Source organism: Cytobacillus gottheilii (assembly GCF_018582665.1).
GTDB lineage: Bacteria > Bacillota > Bacilli > Bacillales > Cytobacillaceae > Cytobacillus > Cytobacillus gottheilii.
The window spans coordinates 1,425,815-1,445,445 of the sequence record NZ_CP071709.1 but is presented as its reverse complement, the minus strand read 5'-3'; the positions used below and the strand labels follow the sequence as shown (position 1 = coordinate 1,445,445).

14 protein-coding genes are annotated in these 19,631 nt (G+C 39.3%); 4 read left to right on the top strand and 10 right to left on the bottom strand.

Going from position 1 to position 19,631, the window contains the following annotated elements:
* The first annotated feature begins 458 nt into the window (after nucleotides 1–458).
* Nucleotides 459–1,910, top strand: a complete 1,452-nt coding sequence (locus tag J1899_RS07115) for an IS1182 family transposase (protein ID WP_214475527.1) — start codon at nucleotides 459–461, stop codon at nucleotides 1,908–1,910.
* 364 nt (nucleotides 1,911–2,274) lie between these two features.
* Here J1899_RS07115 and J1899_RS07110 read toward each other — a convergent pair whose 3' ends face one another.
* From J1899_RS07110 to J1899_RS07085, 6 genes are all read right to left on the bottom strand, one after another.
* A complete protein-coding gene (locus J1899_RS07110; protein WP_214478201.1) occupies nucleotides 2,275–3,054 on the bottom strand; it encodes an enoyl-CoA hydratase-related protein in 780 nt (259 codons plus the stop codon).
* A 142-nt stretch (nucleotides 3,055–3,196) separates the two neighbouring features.
* Nucleotides 3,197–4,750 (bottom strand): fatty acid--CoA ligase family protein, encoded by a 1,554-nt coding sequence (locus tag J1899_RS07105; protein WP_066447746.1) that lies wholly within the window; start codon nucleotides 4,748–4,750, stop codon nucleotides 3,197–3,199.
* Between the two features lie 150 nt (nucleotides 4,751–4,900).
* Complete coding sequence (lplA, locus tag J1899_RS07100; RefSeq protein WP_214478200.1) at nucleotides 4,901–5,890, bottom strand: lipoate--protein ligase; 990 nt, start codon at nucleotides 5,888–5,890, stop codon at nucleotides 4,901–4,903.
* Between the two features lie 13 nt (nucleotides 5,891–5,903).
* The gene (locus tag J1899_RS07095) at nucleotides 5,904–6,638 is read right to left on the bottom strand and encodes an MBL fold metallo-hydrolase (RefSeq protein WP_214478199.1); all 735 of its coding nucleotides are present in this window, start codon (nucleotides 6,636–6,638) and stop codon (nucleotides 5,904–5,906) included.
* Between the two features lie 313 nt (nucleotides 6,639–6,951).
* On the bottom strand, nucleotides 6,952–9,120 hold the full coding sequence (locus J1899_RS07090; protein ID WP_214478197.1) for a YhgE/Pip domain-containing protein: 2,169 nt from the start codon (nucleotides 9,118–9,120) through the stop codon (nucleotides 6,952–6,954).
* 72 nt (nucleotides 9,121–9,192) lie between these two features.
* Complete coding sequence (locus J1899_RS07085; protein WP_214478196.1) at nucleotides 9,193–9,765, bottom strand: TetR/AcrR family transcriptional regulator; 573 nt, start codon at nucleotides 9,763–9,765, stop codon at nucleotides 9,193–9,195.
* A gap of 452 nt (nucleotides 9,766–10,217) precedes the next feature.
* Between J1899_RS07085 and J1899_RS07080 the strand changes: the two genes are divergently transcribed.
* On the top strand, nucleotides 10,218–12,323 hold the full coding sequence (locus J1899_RS07080; protein ID WP_214478194.1) for a methyl-accepting chemotaxis protein: 2,106 nt from the start codon (nucleotides 10,218–10,220) through the stop codon (nucleotides 12,321–12,323).
* A gap of 362 nt (nucleotides 12,324–12,685) precedes the next feature.
* Here the strand turns inward: J1899_RS07080 and hemY are convergent, their stop codons facing one another.
* The 3 genes from hemY to hemE are packed head-to-tail and all read right to left on the bottom strand — an operon-like array spanning nucleotide 12,686 to nucleotide 16,157.
* Entirely contained in the window at nucleotides 12,686–14,122 is a 1,437-nt protein-coding gene (hemY, locus tag J1899_RS07075; RefSeq protein WP_214478193.1) for a protoporphyrinogen oxidase, read from the bottom strand.
* Nucleotides 14,123–14,149: 27 nt separating this feature from the next.
* A complete protein-coding gene (gene hemH, locus J1899_RS07070) occupies nucleotides 14,150–15,085 on the bottom strand; it encodes a ferrochelatase (RefSeq protein ID WP_214478191.1) in 936 nt (311 codons plus the stop codon).
* A 25-nt stretch (nucleotides 15,086–15,110) separates the two neighbouring features.
* Entirely contained in the window at nucleotides 15,111–16,157 is a 1,047-nt protein-coding gene (hemE, locus tag J1899_RS07065; protein ID WP_066447767.1) for a uroporphyrinogen decarboxylase, read from the bottom strand.
* 261 nt (nucleotides 16,158–16,418) lie between these two features.
* Here hemE and J1899_RS07060 point away from each other — a divergent pair, with 261 nt between their 5' ends.
* Together J1899_RS07060 and J1899_RS07055 are read left to right on the top strand one after the other, a co-directional pair.
* The gene (locus tag J1899_RS07060) at nucleotides 16,419–16,934 is read left to right on the top strand and encodes an antibiotic biosynthesis monooxygenase family protein (protein ID WP_214478190.1); all 516 of its coding nucleotides are present in this window, start codon (nucleotides 16,419–16,421) and stop codon (nucleotides 16,932–16,934) included.
* 301 nt (nucleotides 16,935–17,235) lie between these two features.
* Complete coding sequence (locus tag J1899_RS07055) at nucleotides 17,236–18,642, top strand: hypothetical protein (RefSeq protein ID WP_214478188.1); 1,407 nt, start codon at nucleotides 17,236–17,238, stop codon at nucleotides 18,640–18,642.
* 115 nt (nucleotides 18,643–18,757) lie between these two features.
* On the opposite strand, the gene J1899_RS07050 is transcribed toward J1899_RS07055, so the two are convergent.
* A complete protein-coding gene (locus J1899_RS07050) occupies nucleotides 18,758–19,420 on the bottom strand; it encodes a phosphatase PAP2 family protein (protein ID WP_214478186.1) in 663 nt (220 codons plus the stop codon).
* Nucleotides 19,421–19,631 lie beyond the last annotated feature (211 nt).

Here is a 19,631-nt window from a genome sequence, read left to right as displayed (position 1 = left end):
CAAAGCATATTTATGGAGATCCTATCAAAATTTTCGAGTTTCCTATTAAACTTATTGCTTTTCCTGTCAAACTTCCCCGCTTTCCTATCAAAATAAAAGCTTTTCCTATCAAATCTGCAAAGTTTCCTATCAAATACGATCTCCCCCTCTTTTCGAACTGGCTAGACAGAATAGTCTCCTCTTCTCCTTCTTTTCTTTTAAACAGAAAGAAGCTGGGAAGCTGGGACAAAACGAAATTAATATTTCTAAAACACGAATATTCAATATCTTGGTTTCGGTATTTAATCAAGACCGTTCCATTGCGCTGCGGACCCTCGCTTTCCGCGGGGAGCAAGCTGAGCCTCCTCGTCACTTCGTTGAGGGCACTGAAAAAGTCCTTTTTAAAGCCAGTGAAACATTGTTTCGCTGGTTTTTTGTTTTATAATAAAAAGTAATAATTATATTGCAGGTGAAATCCAATGATCTCCAACCAACAATCCTTTAGTTTCAGCCCATATTCACAAATATACGACCTTGTTGTTCCTCAAGACAATATGTTACGTAAAATCAACGATCTTGTGGACTTTAGCTTTATTCTTGAAGAATTAGAATCAAAGTATTGTTTAAATAACGGCCGGAATGCCGTTCATCCTATTCGTATGTTCAAATACCTCTTACTCAAATCAATCTTTAGTTTATCCGATGTCGATGTTGTTGAACGCTCAAAATATGATATGTCATTCAAATATTTTCTTGAAATGGCACCAGAAGAACCTGTCATTGATCCAAGTTCCCTAACGAAATTTCGTAAACAGCGACTACAAGACATGAATTTATTAGACATGCTTATAAACAAAAGTGTAGAAATTGCGCTAGAGAAAGAAATCATAAAAAGTAAAACGATTATTGTCGACTCCACTCACACAAAATCACGCTATAATCAAAAGTCAGTTAAAGAATTCCTACAGGAAAAATCAAAAAATGTACGGAAATCTGTTTATCAGATTGATGAATCGATGAAAGAGAAATTACCACCCAAAACGATTAGTAATAATGTGGAGGATGAAATCGTTTACTGCCAGGATCTCATAAAGGTCATTGAATCAGAGCCAAGAATTTCAGAAATACCTGCGGTAAAAGAGAAAATAAATGTTTTAAAAGAAGTCGTTGAAGATTGTACAGAACAATTGAGTTTTTCCATGGATCCTGATGCCAAAGTAGGACATAAATCTGAAGAATCCTCCTTTTTTGGTTATAAAACACATCTGGCAATGGCTGATGAACGGATTATTACGGCTGCGGTGATTACGACTGGAGAAAAAAGTGATGGAAAATACCTACAAGAATTAGTGGAGAAAAGCATAGAAACCGGAATGGAAATTAAAACGGTAATTGGAGATACGGCATATTCGGAGAAAGAAAATATTCGTTTTATGAAGAAAGAAGAGTTGGAGCTAGTTTCGAAACTGCATCCACTCGTAACACATGGTACCCGTAAAAAAGAAGACGAATTCACGTTTAATAAAGATGCGGGAATGTATGTGTGTAAGGCAGGCCATTTAGCGACCAAAAAGAAATTTGAGGAAAGAAAGGGCCAAGATCGAAACCAAAGAATGAAATATTTCTTTGATATCGAAAAATGTAAGGTTTGTCCATTCCAAGAAGGCTGTTATAAAAAAGGAGCGAAATCAAAAACATATTCAGTCACCATAAAATCAACCGAGCATAAAGACCAAGAGGCGTTCCAGAATACAGATGAATTTAAGGAGTTATCTAAAAGTCGATATAAGATTGAGGCTAAAAATAGTGAACTGAAGCATGGACACGAGTATGATACAGCGAAATCCTCGGGTTTATTTGGCATGCAAATTCAAGGGGCCACAACCATATTTGCAGTCAATCTAAAACGGATTTTAAAATTAATGAAGTGACTAAAGAGATAAGACAACCCAGAAATTAAGGTATTAAGACAGAAAAAGCCACTTTTCTATCTGATAAAAGACAGAAAATGGCTTTTTTGCTTTATAAAATTCAGTATAGATTCCCACTGGGTTAAACAAGAAACATAAAATTATAAGAAAATCAGTGCCCTCACTTCGTTCCTGCGGGGTCTCACCCTTTGCTCTGCAGCCCGCAGGAGTCGAGGGCCCTCCGCTCCATTTCACTCATGTAAATAAAATATATTTTATATTTATAAATAAAAAACCGAATGATTAGAAAGATGACCTTCCTAACCATTCGGTTCAATAGGTGTGTTAAATACTTATGTCCCAGCCTCTAACGCCATTCACTTTATTACTCACCTTTAAAAACAGGTGCTCTTTTTTCCGCGAATGCCTCCAATGCTTCTACCCTGTCTTTTGTCGGAATTGTTACTTCATATGCTTTTCTCTCTATCTGTAATCCTGTTTGCAGATCGGTATTCATGCCTTGTTTAATCGCAAATTTCGCCTGCTGAAGGGCAATCGGGCCGTTTTTGAGTAAGAGCTCAGCAAACGCATGGCATTCATCTAATACCTGCAGCGGCTTTTCGGATACCCCTGTCACTAGTCCCCATTCCAGTGCTTCTTCTGCTATGAATCGCTTTGCCGTTAAAATGAGTTCAAGTGCCTTTGCTTCTCCAATAATCCGCGGAAGCCTTTGTGTTCCGCCTGCCCCTGGTATAATCCCGAGACTGGTCTCCGTTAATCCCATTTTGGCATCTCTCACAGCAAATCGAAAATCACATGATAAAACCATTTCCATGCCGCCTCCGAACGCAAAACCATTAATCGCAGCAATGGTAGGCTGGGGGAGTGTGTCTATTGCTGTAAACACCTCTCCAATTTTATAAATATTGCGGCGTACTTCTTCCTGAGACAATGTTTTGCGTTCTTTAAGATCAGCACCCACACTAAATGACTTTTCACCCGCTCCCGTAAAAATAACGGCTCTGATATCCTTATCTATCCGGATTCCTTCTATTACATTTTGAAGTTCATTAAGCATTTCATAATTAAAGGCATTTAAAGCATCTGGGCGATTTAGACGGATCACACTGATAAAATCAAACTTCTCTACTAAGATACAACTCATGACTGCCCCTCCTCGTATACATCTATCTAAATACTATTCAAGAACAAACAATGTAAACCCTTTCAATCTTCTAAATAAAAACAAAACCGCTATAAAGCTCATGCAGGAATCACATAAACCTTCAAGCGGTCTGCTCGGCATATTATTTTGCTGCCAGCTTATTCCGTAATGCTCTGCGCAATATTTTTCCAGTTGTATTTTTCGGCAGCTCATCAATAAATTCAATTGAAGCTGGAACTTTGTATTTTGCCAGGTGCGCACCGCAGTAACTTAACAAGTCTATTTCCGTCAGCTGCGGATTTCTGCTGACAATAAAACAGTGCACCGCTTCTCCTAAGTTAGCATCTGGAACTCCAAGGACAGCTGTTTCAATTACATCTGGATGATCATATAAAACTTCCTCTACTTCCCGCGGATATACATTGTAGCCGCCGACAATGATCATGTCCTTTTTTCGATCCACAATATAAAAATAGCCTTCATCATCCTGTCTGGCTAAATCTCCCGTGTACAGCCATCCTTCTCGAAGAGCTGCTGCTGTATCCTCCGGTGCGTTGTAATAGCCCTTCATGACATTCGGACCGCGGACAATTAATTCACCGACTTCCCCGAGCTTAACTTCTTCACCAAGTTCATTTACAATTTTATTCTCAACATCAATGATGGACTTTCCTATAGATCCAGGCTTTCTCGGGGAATCTAACGGATTAAAGCAGGTCACTGGAGAAGCCTCAGACAATCCGTAGCCTTCCGAGATTACAACATTAAATTTCTTTTCAAAGCTGGTTAAAAGGGCTACAGGCATAGATGCACCGCCGGAAATACAGAGACGCAGGCTTTCAAGTGCAGCAGCTTCACCTTCTTCATATTGAAGAAGGAAATTATACATCGTGGGCACCCCTGCAAAAACAGTCGGCTTATATTCTTTCGCCAGCTTAAAGATTTCTTTTGGACTAAACTTCGGATCAATTAAAATGGTTGCTCCATTCAAAAGGGGAGCATTTAAGGCAACGGTTAAACAAAACACATGAAACATTGGCAACGTGGTAATTACAATATCATTTTCATTCATATGAAGAAAATCGCTCACACTTTTGGCATTGCTGTATAAATTACCATGTGTCAGTATGGCACCTTTTGGTTTTCCAGTTGTTCCTGACGTATACAGAATTACAGCCGCATCAGTATCTGCTGTATCAGGACCTTGATAGTGAAGACTTCCTTCAGAAAGTAAATGTGTAAACGATTTCATTTTACTAGACTGTGTTATGGAAGAATCAGCTTGTTGGGCTGCCTGTCCATTCGGTGTTTCACATACAATAAAATGTTCAACTGACGGCAGCGCCTGATGCATTTTTTCGGCAAGCGGCATAAGTAAATCAAGCATAATTACAACCTTAGCATCGCCGTTATTCACAATATAAGCAATTTCATCCGGTGTGTAAATTGGATTAATAGGGATCACAGTAGCCCCTAGTCTAAGAGCTCCATGCAGTGAGATCACAAAATGCGGTGAGTTCCCAAGCAGCAAAGCAATATGATCGCCTTGCTTTACCCCTAAATCAGCCAGTGCTGAAGCAAACTTTGTAACAGCTCCATCTAATTCAGCATATGTGCTGCTTTCTCCCATAAAATAATACGCAGTTCTGCTTCCATTTTTTAAAGCTGTCTCATGCAGTTGCTTTGTCAAATTCATCCTTTCATCCCCTTTGAATGACAATATGAATGAGCAGTCATTCATTTTATAATTAAAAATTTTCTAAATATAATTATAGTAAAAGATCTTTCCTCCCGCAATAGCTGGAGAAAAAAGAAGTGCAAAATACGCACTTCTCTCTGTTTTCCATCAATATATTAATTGCAAAAAATCTTCCATCGTAATATTTCCAAAATAATGCTTGATGTCTGTACCTTTTAAAGCTTCGTCAATCGCAGCTCTTTCATAGCGCAGACCAGTCAGTTTTCCTTCAATTTCACCTACATCTCCTACACCAAAAAAGTCACCATATATTTTGCATTCTTCAATAATTCCTTTATTGACATTTAGTCGAATATCAATTGAACCAACTGGAAAACGGTGAGAATGCTGCAAGTCAAACTTTGGAGATTTTCCATAATTCCAATCCCAGTTTTGGTATCTTTCTTTAGAAAGCTGATGAATTTTCTCCCAGTCTTCCTCTGTCAGGACATATTCAGGGATATCGTCAATATCACCAAAGATATTTTTTAATAGGAGTGTACGAAATTCTTCAATTGTTACCTTTTCATGCAGGAATTCAGAGATATTTGCCACTCTGCTTCGAATCGATTTAATTCCTTTAGATTCTATTTTATCCTTCTTAACTCTTAAGGAAGATACAACATGATCAATCTCAGAATCAAACATTAACGTACCGTGACTAAACATTCTGCCTCTAGTAGAAAATTGTGCGTTTCCGGAAATCTTGCGGCCCTCAACCGTTAAGTCATTGCGGCCGCTAAGCTCTGCATTAACACCAAGCTTTTTTAATGCGTTAACAACAGGCTCTGTAAATTTACGGAAGTTATGAAAGCTTTCACCATCGTCTTTTGTAATAAAACTAAAATTTAGATTTCCAAGATCATGGTAAACCGCTCCTCCGCCAGAGAGTCTGCGCACGACTGTAATCCCATTCTTTTCAACATACTCGGTGCTGATCTCTTCAATCGTATTTTGGTTTTTACCGATAATGATGGAAGGAGCATTAATGTAAAACAATAAATACGTTTCATTGATGTCCAAGTTTTTTAATGCGTATTCTTCAATCGCAAGGTTAATTTGCGGATCGTTAATGCCTTTGTTATCTATAAATAACATTTCAATTCACTCCTCAAATATGTAAGCATTCACCTGTTTTTGCAAGCGATATAGGGCCTTTGAACACTTGTCCAGCCTCTTCAATCAGCATTTCAAGTTTACCATAATGGGGTAAATGAGTTAAGACTAAGTGCCCAGCATTCGCGTTATTTGCGAGCTTCCCTCCATCAAAACTATTCATGTGCCCTGCATTTCTGCCATCCTGATCTCCATAAAAATTACACTCAGCTACTAACAAATCTGCACCTTGACTAAAGCCGGCCAATTCATCCTTGTAGGCAGTATCTGCCGTGTATACCAGCATTTTTCCGCCGGCTTCAATGCGCATGGCATAACAAAGCACAGGATGAACCGTTTCCATAAAGGTAATTTTAAATGGTCCTACTGTTAATGGCTGATTAGGATTATACTTAATGCCTTTTGTAATATTTTTATAAGTAAGCTTTTTAAATTCAGTTCCATCTCCATCATGAGCGTATATAGGCAGTTCCGGCATGTCTTTTCCTAGGAATCCCTGAATTAATCTGGCATGCTGCAGAACACCGATATCTGCATTATGATCTGGATGATAATGTGAAAGAATAACAGCATCCAGTTGTTCCGGCTGAATATACTCCTGCATTTTCGAAAGCACACCGCTGCCGCAATCTACAAGCAGATTAAAACCTTCATGTTCTAAAAGATAGCCAGAACTTGCTTCGTTCATCTTTGGATAGCCGCCCCAGCAGCCAATAATCGTTAGTTTCATCCGATAACCTCCAAATTAAATTTCTTAATTCCAATATACTTTATCATGTCCATAAATTCACTTTTTTGATATTGGGATCGGGAAATTGGCGCCTCTCTCTATTAAAACATCTTTTTCAGCAACTTGAAGTGTGTATTCTCACTGCTATAGGCATCAAAAACCCAAACAAATCTGCAGACCATCAACTAATTGTTTGGGCTTTCCCTTGGCTTAAAATTTATGACTCAGCCTCACTATATCTCAAAAAAGAAAAATAGTGGGTAAAGCCATCCGTCAATGACCTTCCCCACTAATCTTAGTATGTTAATTACAATCAATGTGTTAAGGATTCTGAACCCCCGTGCAATCGTTTATATAATAATTGAAAATACAGTATGCTTCCCATTATAAAAACAATCATATATCCTGCCAAGAAGCTTGCATTATGCCACATGAAGCTGAAATCTCCGCTTGAAATAACTGCTCTAAAGCCAGCAACAGAATAAGTCATTGGCAGAAGGGCGTGAATTGGCTGTAAAACGTCTGGAATTAACTCAAGCGGGAATGTCCCTGCACTAGTTGTAAGCTGCAGAATTAAGATGAGTATGGCGATAAAGCGGCCAGGATCTCCTAAGCTTGTAACCAGGAATTGGATAATGGCTATATAGGTTAAGCTTGTAATGATCGCAAAAAGAATAAACAAGCCTACATTTTGCACCTCAAGATTTAATCCTGCCAGCATCACAAACGAAGCAATCAGTGCTTGAATCACACCTACACCAGCAATCACACCAAATTTGCCGATAAACCAGCTGAATGCATTTTTAGGCACTGCCGCAGGTTCTTTCACCGGAAAAACAATTGTAAGCAATAAGGCACCGACAAACAATCCTAGTGATAAAAAGTAAGGCGTTAAGCCAGTTCCGTAGTTTGGCACATCACTGATGCCATCAGAGTCGAGTTCTACTGGACTCGCCATCATATTAACTGTCTGATCTGTAGCCCGAACCGAACCAGCCTGATCGGCACCTTTAGCTAAACTGTCTGCAAGCTGGCCAGAACCATCAGACATTTTGGCGTTTCCATCTGCAAGCTTTGTTGAACCGTCCGATAATTTTTTGGTACCATCTGCAAAACTGGCAGATCCATTCGTAAGCTCACCAACACCGCCTGATAATTCACCTGCTCCTTTAGCAAGCTCAGCTGCTCCTGTCTGTGCTTCTGTAAATTTAGCAGCATATTGCTCCATGCCTGCTTGAAAGTCTGACTGTCCTTGCACAAGTGAGTCAGAACCGCTTTTTAAAGCTCCAGCCCCTTCTTCCAGTTTTTGTATTCCTTGCTGTAATCCTGTTTGCCCTTCATGTAAACCCGTTAGTCCAGCAGCAAGCTCGGTCGCACCAGCAGACAAATCGGAAGCAGAGCCTGCAAGCTGCGTTGTTCCAGCAATAAGACTTTCTAAGCTTGATTCTAAAGCAACTCTTTCAGGAGAATCTTCTGGAAGCTGTGAAATCATTGCCTCCAGATTTGCCTTTAAATCTTTAACACCATTACTTACTTTTTCAGCACTAGATTCCCACTGTACTAAAGATGATGATAGTGTTTTCGCACCAGACTCTAATTCTTCTGTGCCGCCTATTATTGCGGGAAGTTTTTCGTCAACAGCATTGATCCCTTCCTCAGTCTGCTGAATACCTGAGGCTAAATCGCTTTGACCGGCTGTTAGCTGTCCTGCTGCTCCTTCAAGCTGTTTATGTCCTTCCTCCAGCTGCTGCAAGCCGCTGGCCAAATTTTCAGCGCCATTTGCAACTTCTTTTGAACCACTATTGATTTCACCTACTCCATTATTAAATACAATGGATTTTTCTGCTAATGTGACTAGATTCTTATGAAGTTCTCCTGACCCCGTTTTTAATTCTTTGGCAGCTGCATCAAGCTCAGCTGCACCATCACTTGCCTCGCCAAGACCGTCAGCAACCTCTGTAATCTTATCAAACATCTTTTCAGCGTACGTTTCTGTAATTTTTTCTGATAGAGATGATTTAATCTTTTCGATTGCTGAATCTCCTATTTTTCCGGATAAAAAGTTGTAGCCTTCGTTCGTAACATATTTTAAATCTAATTTCTCCGGGTGATCTTTCAGCAAAGTTGTCGCGTTTTCAGAGAAATTTTGAGGAATCTCAACGAGCAAATAATATTGTTCATTTTTAAGATCCTCATAAGCTTTGTCTTTTTCTAGAAAATGAAAGGAAAAATCAGCGCTTTCCTTTAAGTTTTCCACCAGATCATTTCCCAGCTGCAGTTCTTCACCTTCAAAATCAGCACCTTTGTCGTCGTTTACAATCGCAACAGGCAATTGATCTAAATGTCCATATGGATCCCAAAATGCCCAAAGAAACATGCCCGCATATAAGATGGGTATAAATAAAATAGCCATAATTGGAATCAGCACTTTTTTATTGCCGAAAATGGATTTAAGTTCTGCTTTTAGTAAACTTCCCTTCATAGATGTCCTTCCTCCAATACTATTGACCAAAATGTTCAATCGGTCATTTTGATGAAAAAAATTGAGGATTATCTACACAGATAATCCTTTAAATACGTATTGCTCAAATATTTTCGCTATCCTTTCCTTTTCGAGAGGTTCGTGCCCTTTCTCCCAATCAAATATGAGTGAGACATACAGTTTTAACATAATAAAGGCGGTCAATTCTGGATCACATGCTTGTATCTCACCTTTTTTAATTGCCTCAATCACCTTTTCCTTCACATAATGGATAATGGCATTCTCCAGCCTCGTCATCACCTCTAATACAGCAGGTGTGCCCATTTCCTTTTCTTCCTGAAAGAGCTTGATTGTCAGCTGATGCTGTTTGCGGAATTCCAGGATTTTGTAAAGTGCCCGATGGACATTTTCGTGAAAAGGCAGCTCCGGATCAATCGCCTCATCGGCTTCCCTTTTCATTTCAGAAATTAATGTTGAAATGATTTCATCAAAGAGCTCCTCTTTGTTTTTAAAAAAAGTATAAATTGTTCCTTTACCTACATTTGCAATTTTTGCTACCTGATCCATCGTTGTTGCTTTGTAGCCAAATAAAGAAAAGCTCTTTGTTGCACCCTCAATGATTAACCTTTTACGATCAACAGACATTCCTTCACCTCAAAACTGACCAAATGAACAAATCAGTCATTTCAATAGATGTAATTTATCATGAATTCTATTTTATTGCAACTGCCATATTGTTCTTGATGCTAGATGTGAATGATTAACAGTTAAAATCAAAAAAATTCACAAAGTTTAAACTTAAAGTGATTTCGAAAACTTATCTATAAAAAACATTTTCATTACCGATATAGTTAAAGTGATTTAAATTTTCCTTATTTGAATGCCTGTTCTAGTATTTTTACAATGAAAATGATTTTTGGTTCAGAAATTGCCGTGAATAGAAACAAAGCTTTTTGCAACTACAATGGTTTATCCCCTTTCCCTGCAGTAGCATCTTTCACTATTAAACGACATTCTTCTTAGTTAACAGCCTGCTTTTTCATTTTGATGCTGACATCATTTCATCAACTAGGAATCATCCAGGAGGATCAGACAACATGAAAAAAATATTCAAACCCGTAACTTCCTTAATGAACTCAATGAAGTTTGGAGCAAAGTTTAGCCTTATTGGAGCATTAATAGCTGTTCCGATCATCATTTTGCTGTATTTGTATTTAACAGATATAAATGAACAGCTCACAGCTTCAAAAACACGCCAAATAGGTGCAGAACATAGTGTACAGTTAAAAAATCTGCTTGAAAATGTTCAAAAACATAGAGCACTTTCTGTTAGTTTGCTTGAGGGAGACTCTTCCTTCGAAACCCAGATCGAAGAAAAACAATCTGAAATTCAAGATGCCTTTCAGGGAATAGAAGAGTATATTCAGAAAAACAGTAGTACCATTCAAGGTGAAGAAGAGTGGGAAAGCCTGCTTCGCAACTGGGATGAAATCGAATCTACTCTAGATACACTTACAGCAAGAGAATCTATTGAAGTTCATAACCAATATATTGATTTGTTATTATCACATATTCTAAATTCTGCTGAAGACACAGGATTATTACACGCAGACAGCACACCGGGGTTGAACCTAGCTCAAATTAATGTCAAAACAATCCCACAACTGACGGAAACTTTAGGACAAGTCCGGGCTTATGGACTTTCTGTCATATCTTCTGGTGAAATGACAGCTTCTGATAGGAGTAAGCTTCGATCCTTAGAATCATTGATTCATAAATATGTACAAAACTTACAGCATGAAGTGGAAATGGTCAGCATTGATGAGCAAATGGAATCAGCTTTTAAAGTGCCAAACGAGAAAGTAATCAATGACACGAATAAGCTATTGTCAATTCTTGAACAAGAACTCTTTAATGCAGAAGAGATTTCTATTAGTTCAGAAGAGTTTTATACTGTCTCAACAGAAACGATTGATAAAGCATTTGAACTTGAAGAAGAAAGTATGAATCAAATTGTCAGCAGAGTAAATGGATCAGCTGAAAGCAGAGAAATTAAAATAGCCTTTGTCCTTTCACTAACGATAATTGTATTTCTCTTGCTGACCTACGTCTTTATAGGATTCTACTTTTCGATTCGCAACAATATCATCAAATTAAGTGAATCGGCTGAAAGGGTTGCAAAAGGGGACTTAACAGAAATAGTTTCTCTGCAAACAAAAGATGAAATGAAGAATATTGAGACTTCCTTCAATGAAATGATCGGAAGCCTTAAGCATCTGGTTATTCAAATTAATGATAGCTCTAATCAAGTCGCTGCTTCGTCTGAAGAACTGACAGCAAGCTCTGAACAGACAACGAGTGCAACGGAACATGTTGCCAATACAATTCAGCAAGTCTCAAGCGGTGCCGACAGTCAAATGAGTGGAATCAGCGAAAGTACAAGAGCACTTGAAGAAATTTCAACTGGGGTTCAGCGAATTGCAGAAAACAGCAGCAGTGTTGCTCACTTAACATCAAGAACAAGTGAACATGCAGACGAAGGTGCAAAATCGATTCAACTTAATGTGAGCCAGATGAACAGCATTCAATCATCTGTCATAGAGTCCAGTAAAATCATTAAGGCATTATATGATCGTTCACAAGAAATCGGCAAGATATTAGAAGTGATTAAAGGAATTACCGATCAGACCAACCTGCTTGCCTTAAATGCATCCATTGAAGCAGCAAGAGCAGGTGAACATGGAAAAGGATTTGCAGTTGTGGCAGAAGAAGTAAGAAGCTTAGCAGAACAGACACAAAGCTCTTCTTTACAAATTTCCGACCTCATTAACGGCATGCAAATTGATACGGAAAAATCGGTTGAAATGATGACAGAAGTATCTAGCAACGTCGAATCAGGCATGGAAATAACAAAGGAAACAGCAGAAAAATTCGAGCAAATACTAGTGGGAATGAAAGAAATTGCTCCGCAAATTGAAGAAGTTTCAGCTACTGCTCAACAAATGTCAGCTGGTACACAGCAGGTATTAGCAGGTGTAGTAGAGATTGCTAATATTTCAGAAGGAAATGCAGCTTCGGCTGACGAAGTTGTAGCTTCAACTCAAGAACAATTGGCTTCTATGGAAGAAATCACTACCTCAGCCAATGCATTGACCCAAATGGCAGAAGATCTGCAGGAGCTGGTTAAAACATTTAAGCTTTAAGATTTTTTCAATTGATAGTGAGGGTAAGAGATAGCGACAATAACCATCTTAAAACACGAACAATCAGATTTCTGTTAAAGTGTTAATATAAAGACCGTTCCATTGCGCTGCGGTCCCTCGCTTTCCGCGGGGAGCAAGCTGAGCCTCCTCGTCACTTCGTTCCTGCGGGGTCTCACCCTTTGCTCTGCAGCCCGCTGGAGTCGAGGGCCCTCCGCTCCATTTCACTTATGTTTAAAAATATTAAATGTAAAAAATACAAAGCCGAATGATAAGGAAGATTCACCTCCAATCATTCGGCTTTGTACTTGTGTTAAATACTTATGTCCCAGCCTCTTAATTATTCCACAAAAAAACAGCCTTTATCAAAAAGCTGCCTCCTGTATTGGGTCATGCAAATATTCTAAAACCTTGCGGACTGCTTCTTCTCCCTGATCTATACAATCAGGCATGCCCAAGCCTTCATAAGAGCTTCCCGCAAAGAAAACGCCTGGCATTTTTGCTGACAGCTGTTCTCGTGTACTGCTGACTCGCTTTTTATGACCAACGGTGTATTGCGGCATTGAATCCTTCCATCTTGAAACAACAGAAAATTCAGGTTCCATCGTGATATCCATTGTTTTTCTTAAGTCTTCTAAAACACTTGCAATAATGGCATCATCTGATAAGTCGACGATTGTCTCATCGTTTGCGCGGCCAACATAACATCTGAGCAGCACTTTTCCTTTTGGAGCTGAATGCGGCCATTTTTTATGTGTCCATGTACAAGCTGTTATCGTGTAATCGCTATTTCTCGAAACGACAAATCCACTGCCATCTATATCTTTTACTATGGCTTTTTCCGGAAATGCTAACGCAACCGTAGCAACAGATGTGGAAGGCATTTCTTTAAACTCATCCATTATCTTTGTTTCATTAAGTATTGATGCAGCAGCGTGATGCGGAACAGCCAAGACAACACTATCAGCGAAAATCTCCACTCCGCCATTCATTGAAACTTTGTAGCCTTTTGAGAGTTTTGTTATGTTCTCTGTTCGGAGACCTTTATAGACAGAACCACTTTCAAGCTTTGATTCTATAGCATGAATAAAGGATTCTAACCCGGATTTAAATGTTAAAAATGCACCTTGTTTCTCTTCCTTATGCTGCTCCTTTTTTGGAGCTGCTGGCGCTGCTTTTTTCATTCCGAGAATTAAACTTCTATGTTTCTGTTCTACCTGGTAAAACTGAGGAAATGTTGACATTAAGCTTAATTGATCAATGTCCCCAGCATAAATTCCTGATAATAAAGGTTCTATCAGATTTTCTACAACTTCATTCCCAAGCCTTCTGCGGAAAAATCCGCCGAGAGACTGATCAGAAACCGGAGCTGACCGAGGCAGCAGAAAGTCTGCTGCTGCCCGCAGTTTGCCTCCTGGCGAAAAGAGAGCTGTTGTGATAAATGGAGCAATCTCAGTAGGGATACCCATAATAGAGCCTCCTGGCATAGGATGCAGGCGCTCCCGTGCAAGAACAAATGATTTGCCTGATGTGCTTGTAACAAGTTCTTTTTCCAGTCCCACTTCCTCTGCAAGCCGATAAGCACTTCTCTTACGGGCGAGGAAGGAATCCGGACCTCTTTCAATTACATAGCCATCTCTCTTTACGGTATGTACCTTCCCTCCAAGGCGATGTGTTGCTTCAATCAGCTTTACATCAAGGGACTTTCCTGATTCCTTTGCAGACTTCTGCAAATAGTAAGCAGTTGCCAAACCAGTTATGCCGCCTCCAATAATAACCACCTTGTGATTGTCTCCCTGCACGATTCTCGCCTTCTTTTCATTTTTCTATTATTTTTCTTTCAGTTTATTTAAAACAACAGCTGCCATTGCATCAATAAATTCTGGTTTCGCATTTGGCATCGCTGGACGATAATAGCTCGCACCAACCTCATCCGTGACTACCTTGCACTCATAGTCATTGTCATATAACACTTCCAGATGCTCAGCAACGAAGCCAACAGGAGCATATACAAATGCTTTATAGCCTTTTTGTTCGTATAAATCTCTCGTTAAATCTTGAACATCTGGTCCCAACCAAGGCTCTGGCGTATTGCCGGCACTTTGCCAGCCAATCTCATAGTTCTTGATTTGGGCAGCTTCTGCAATTAAGTCAGCCGTTTCTTTGAGCTGATCTGGATATGGATCGCCCATTTGTATAATTTTTTCTGGCAGGCTATGTGCAGATACAACTAGCACAAAGTCATCCTTTTCTTCCTCTGGCATTGAATCTACAACCGTTTTTAAAGCGTCTGACCAATATTGAATAAATTTCGGCTCCTTATACCAGCTTTCAACGGATGTTATTGTTAATCCGCCAAGTTTCTCTGCTTCCTCTTTTGCTCTGCCATTGTAAGACTTTATACTGAAAGTCGAAAAATGTGGCGCAAGCACAATGCTAACAGCTTCTGTTATGCCATCTGCATGCATCTGCTGTACTGCATCCTCAACAAAAGGTTCAATATGCTTCAATCCGATATACATTTTAAATTCGTACTCGTCTTGAATGGCATTTAAATGCTGCTCTAATCCCTCAGCCTGTTCTTTTGTAATTTGTGCAAGCGGTGAAATGCCTCCAATTGCCTCATATCTGCTGCGCAAATCCTCGAGCATTTCGTCAGAAGGCCTTCTTCCATGACGAATATGTGTATAGTACCGTTCAATATCTTCCTCACGATACGGTGTTCCATATGCCATAACTAATAATCCAAGTTTCTTTCTTTCCATGCTGTTCACCTCTAAGTTTCTTAGCTTACTTGCTTAATTTTTCTGCAGAATATTCATGAACAAATGCTGTGAGTTTTCTTAATGTTTCCGGATTTACCTCAGGAAACACACCATGTCCTAAGTTAAAGATATAACCTGGTGTTTGCAGCCCTTGATCAAGGATTTCAATCGTTCTTTTCTCAATTTCACTCCAAGGAGCGAGTAAAATGGCCGGATCCAGATTTCCTTGAACCGCTTTTGTGATTCCGAGCTCTCTCGCTTCTTTAATTGGAAGCCGCCAATCAAGACCCACTACATCAAGCGGCAAATCATGCCATTCCAATGCTAGGTGGCTCGCACCGACACCAAACATAATTAATGGCACATTTTCTCCCTTTAATTCCGTAAATATTCTTGTCATGACCGGCTTAATAAAATGACGGTAATCCGCTACATTTAATGCACCAACCCATGAATCAAAAATCTGAATAGCTCTTGCTCCAGCTGAAATCTGAGATTTTACATATGTAATGGTCATGTCAGCAAGCTTGTCCATTAATGCAAACCAAGCAGCTGGCTCAGAATACATAAATGCTTTTGTTTTGTTGTAATTCTTTGAAGGACCTCCCTCAATCATATAACTTGCAAGAGTAAATGGTGCTCCCGCAAAACCGATTAACGGAACTGACAGCTGTTCTTGTGTAAGGAGTTTAATGGTATCTAACACATACGGCACATCTTCTTCTGGATGGATTTCCCCCAATTTATCAACATCTGCTTTTGATCGAATAGGATTATCAATCACAGGGCCGATTCCAGATTTGATTTCAACATCGACACCGATAGCCGGCAATGGTGACATGATGTCTTTATATAAAATAGCTGCATCATTGTTGTACTGATCCACCGGCAGCTTTGTTACATAAGCACAAAGCTCAGGCTGATGCGTAATTTCAAATAAAGAGTATTTCTCCTTAATCGCTCGGTATTCCGGCTGAGATCTGCCAGCCTGGCGCATATACCAAACAGGCGTATAGTCTGTCTTTTCCCCTTTTGCTGCTTTTAAAAATGTTTCATTGATTACTTTTGTCATTTACATTATATCCACCTTTCAAAACCTGTCTGCCTTACATTGTAATATATATAATTTAAAAATAGAAATTTGAAGGTTAGCTTGTTTGTGATTGCTTACAATATATCGTTTTTCCCCGTATTTTGTATAGAAAATCAGACGAAATGTCAAAAAATATTCTTTTTTAGCGAACAAAATGAAAGCGTTCTATATTATTAGGATATTCATTTTCCAGCATGTATAATAGAGCTGAGCATTTGAATTTAAAAGGAGTGTTGAAGAATGTTTATGTATTTTACTTCCGGCACCTATGATTTCTTAAAGAATATTAAAGAAAAACACACAAATGAAAAGCTTGTCCTGCTGGAGAATGAAAACAATGCACTGCTAATCCATGAATCTTCTGGCAGCACCTTTTTTAGTGCACCAAGATCCTATGAAATCTTTGAAAGTGCTGGTGAGTTCTCAGAACCCGGCTTTGCCGTATTAAACAATATCCCTGTTACCGATGAAGGAAGACCCCTTTTTGAATATCGGTTTAAGAACCGGAAAGGCAAAATTGAAAATGAAACTGGTTTTATCGGTCTGCGCGTTTTGCGTCCCCAAAAAGATCATACATATATCGTTTTAACCTTTTGGGAAGATGAAAAATCGTTCAACAACTGGCAAAACTCAAATAGTTTTAAACAGGCGCACAGCAAACCAGACGGACAAAAAGAAGAACAGAGCAAACCGCCGCAGATTTTTGCAGGTGCTTCCTACATTACCAAATACTATCGTGCAAATGAAGATGAATAATGATGTAAAGCGGAATCACGAGGAGTTTTATTCCTTTGTCAATTCCGCTTTTTATTTTGTTCTTTATTTACATTTTTTAATAAACGTCACTCATTGCAGATCATTCATATTCAGCTTTTCCAGCACCTTCTTACAGCTATGCCTCTATTCTCCTGCTTCGAGTTATGAATCTAGTAACTCCATTTATTCATCCAATCCGCCAGTCTATTAGCCCAAATTTAATTTCATTCACACCTGCACGCCTTTTTCATAATCTGTATAACAGGCGATAGCCTAATGTTTTATGAAAGGGGAATTCCTTATGGGGGTTGAGCTTACTTTACTTCATTGGATTTATGTCCTGTTTATTATAGCAATAATCGGCTTTATGGTGATGAGAAGAGATACGACCATAGTTTGTATCGTTGGCATATTTCTAATTGCTATTGCAGCCTCTGGTTCCTTAAGTGCATCTGTCAGCAGTATTTTTTCCAGTTTTATTTATGCCATCACTGAGCTTTTGCCAACCATTCTCATTATTTCTATTATCGTTGCCATGAGCAAAACACTGACAAAAACCGGCATTAATGATGTGATGATTTCTCCTTTTGCGAAATTTATTAAAACACCTGCTTTAGCTTATTGGACAATCGGAATATTAATGATGGTTATTTCTTATTTTTTCTGGCCATCTCCCGCTGTTGCTCTACTTGGAGCTGTCCTGCTTCCAGTAGCTATTCGTGTCGGTTTACCGGCTTTAGGCGTGGCAATGGCAATGAACCTATTCGGCCATGGAATTGCACTATCAGGAGATTTTATTATTCAAGCTGCACCAAAGCTTACAGCCGATGCGGCAGGACTGCCCGTATCTGAGGTCGTTTCCGCAAGCATACCGCTTGTCATTGTCATGGGTGCAGTGACAACGATCACCGCGTTTTACTTTATTAGAAGAGACATGAAAAGCGGAAAATTAACTGCACAAACCGGCAAGTCGAAAGAAGAAGAAGTTTTAGAAAAAGAAGATCGTGTTCAAGAATCACTGCTGACACTTGGCCAGAAGCGCTTTTTCGCCTTGTTCATTCCCCTCCTGCTTATTGCTGACGTGGCAGCGATGTTTGCATTAAATCTTCAAGGCGGAGATGCTACGGCACTGGTTGGCGGGACCTCGATCTTTATCCTTCTGATCATTTCCATTGTCGCTCATAAAAACAAAGGGCTTGAAAAAACAACAGGCTATTTAATCGAAGGCTTTCAATTTGGGTTTAAAGTATTTGGTGCTGTAATCCCCATTGCTGCATTTTTCTATCTGGGCGATGCTGGCTTTACCGCCATTATCGGTGAATACTTACCAGAGGCTTCATCTGGCATTGTCAATGACCTTGGGCTTGCACTTGCATCCATTGTTCCATTATCCGCAGAGGTTGGAGCCATTACTTTAACAGTTGTTGGCGCCATCACAGGTTTAGATGGATCTGGCTTTTCAGGCATTTCTCTCGCTGGATCTATTGCCAGCTTATTTGCAGCTGCCATCGGTTCAGGTGCAGCCGTATTAACAGCTCTTGGGCAAATAGCTGCCATTTGGGTAGGCGGAGGCACGCTTGTCCCTTGGGCGCTCATTCCTGCTGCAGCCATTTGTAATGTCGACCCTTTTGAATTGGCACGCAGAAACTTGATTCCTGTAGTCATAGGACTTACAGTGACTACTATTGTTGCTATGTTTTTAATTTGATGAGCTTAAAAGAGGCAATAAGATTAATAAAGAATGCTTGGAACATAGTGTTCCAAGCATTCTCCCTTTTCCTTTACCTTAAATACAGAGTTAGACTATCCACTATAAACTCCCGCTAATTCCCTTTCTCTTTCCTCCGCTCTCCTAAAACGCCAAGCAAAAGCTCATACAAAATAATGCACAGAAACACCCATATAAAACCAAATGTATAGCCGGCAGCAACATCTGTTGGGTAGTGGACACCTAATACAATTCTGCTGATGCCCATGAGAAGGATCATCGTTGCTGCCAATACTCCAACAAGCCACCTAGCTGCGCTTTTCTGAAGAGACATAATGATTAAATAGCCCATCATAAAATATAAGATCATGCTGATCATCGCATGACCGCTCGGAAAACTTAAACTGTTGACCTCTACTAAATGTTCAGCATCGGGACGTTCTCTGCCAATCGTATTTTTCAGCCACTTATTAACCTCATTTCCTACAGCAACTGCAAATACAAAAACAGTAATTCCCACAAAGTCCCTTTTGAAGAAACCAAGCCAAAGAATAAATATAATGGCAACTACGCCTACTCCCATTGTATTGCCCAGCCAATTCAGACCAATAAACAACTGATGAAGCAGCTCGCCCCCAAAAAGGTCGCTTGAAACTGCTGTAACTTGTACATCAAAACTCAAGCGCTCACCTGTTTGGACAGCCATTACAAGCAATATAGTAAAAATAATGGCAATGGCTAAAAAAACATAAGACAATTTTGAATTTCGTACATTCATAACCTCTCTCCCTCTAAATAAAGGCTTCATTTAAAAAATTTTACACAATAACAAATATCGATACTTATTTTACCATCATTTTCATGTTCTTTTTTGTACCCTTTAAAAATTTATCCAGAGTAAATCCTATTGTGCACTTAAATGATTCTTGTATGAGGAAATGTATCCAGCAATTTATTTCGGAAACAGAAAAAAATTCTCTTATATAATT

What these genes read in the sequence shown, in the direction of transcription:
- J1899_RS07090 (WP_214478197.1), bottom strand. Translation starts at nt 9,120, where the DNA reads ATGAAGGGAAGTTTACTAAAAGCAGAACTTAAATCCATTTTCGGCAAT.
- J1899_RS07095 (WP_214478199.1), bottom strand. Translation starts at nt 6,638, where the DNA reads ATGAAACTAACGATTATTGGCTGCTGGGGCGGCTATCCAAAGATGAAC.
- J1899_RS07055 (WP_214478188.1), top strand. Translation starts at nt 17,236, where the DNA reads ATGGGGGTTGAGCTTACTTTACTTCATTGGATTTATGTCCTGTTTATT.
- hemH (WP_214478191.1), bottom strand. Translation starts at nt 15,085, where the DNA reads ATGGAAAGAAAGAAACTTGGATTATTAGTTATGGCATATGGAACACCG.
- J1899_RS07080 (WP_214478194.1), top strand. Translation starts at nt 10,218, where the DNA reads ATGAAAAAAATATTCAAACCCGTAACTTCCTTAATGAACTCAATGAAG.
- J1899_RS07105 (WP_066447746.1), bottom strand. Translation starts at nt 4,750, where the DNA reads ATGAATTTGACAAAGCAACTGCATGAGACAGCTTTAAAAAATGGAAGC.
- lplA (WP_214478200.1), bottom strand. Translation starts at nt 5,890, where the DNA reads ATGTTATTTATAGATAACAAAGGCATTAACGATCCGCAAATTAACCTT.
- J1899_RS07110 (WP_214478201.1), bottom strand. Translation starts at nt 3,054, where the DNA reads ATGAGTTGTATCTTAGTAGAGAAGTTTGATTTTATCAGTGTGATCCGT.
- J1899_RS07115 (WP_214475527.1), top strand. Translation starts at nt 459, where the DNA reads ATGATCTCCAACCAACAATCCTTTAGTTTCAGCCCATATTCACAAATA.
- J1899_RS07060 (WP_214478190.1), top strand. Translation starts at nt 16,419, where the DNA reads ATGTTTATGTATTTTACTTCCGGCACCTATGATTTCTTAAAGAATATT.
- J1899_RS07085 (WP_214478196.1), bottom strand. Translation starts at nt 9,765, where the DNA reads ATGTCTGTTGATCGTAAAAGGTTAATCATTGAGGGTGCAACAAAGAGC.
- hemE (WP_066447767.1), bottom strand. Translation starts at nt 16,157, where the DNA reads ATGACAAAAGTAATCAATGAAACATTTTTAAAAGCAGCAAAAGGGGAA.
- J1899_RS07050 (WP_214478186.1), bottom strand. Translation starts at nt 19,420, where the DNA reads ATGAATGTACGAAATTCAAAATTGTCTTATGTTTTTTTAGCCATTGCC.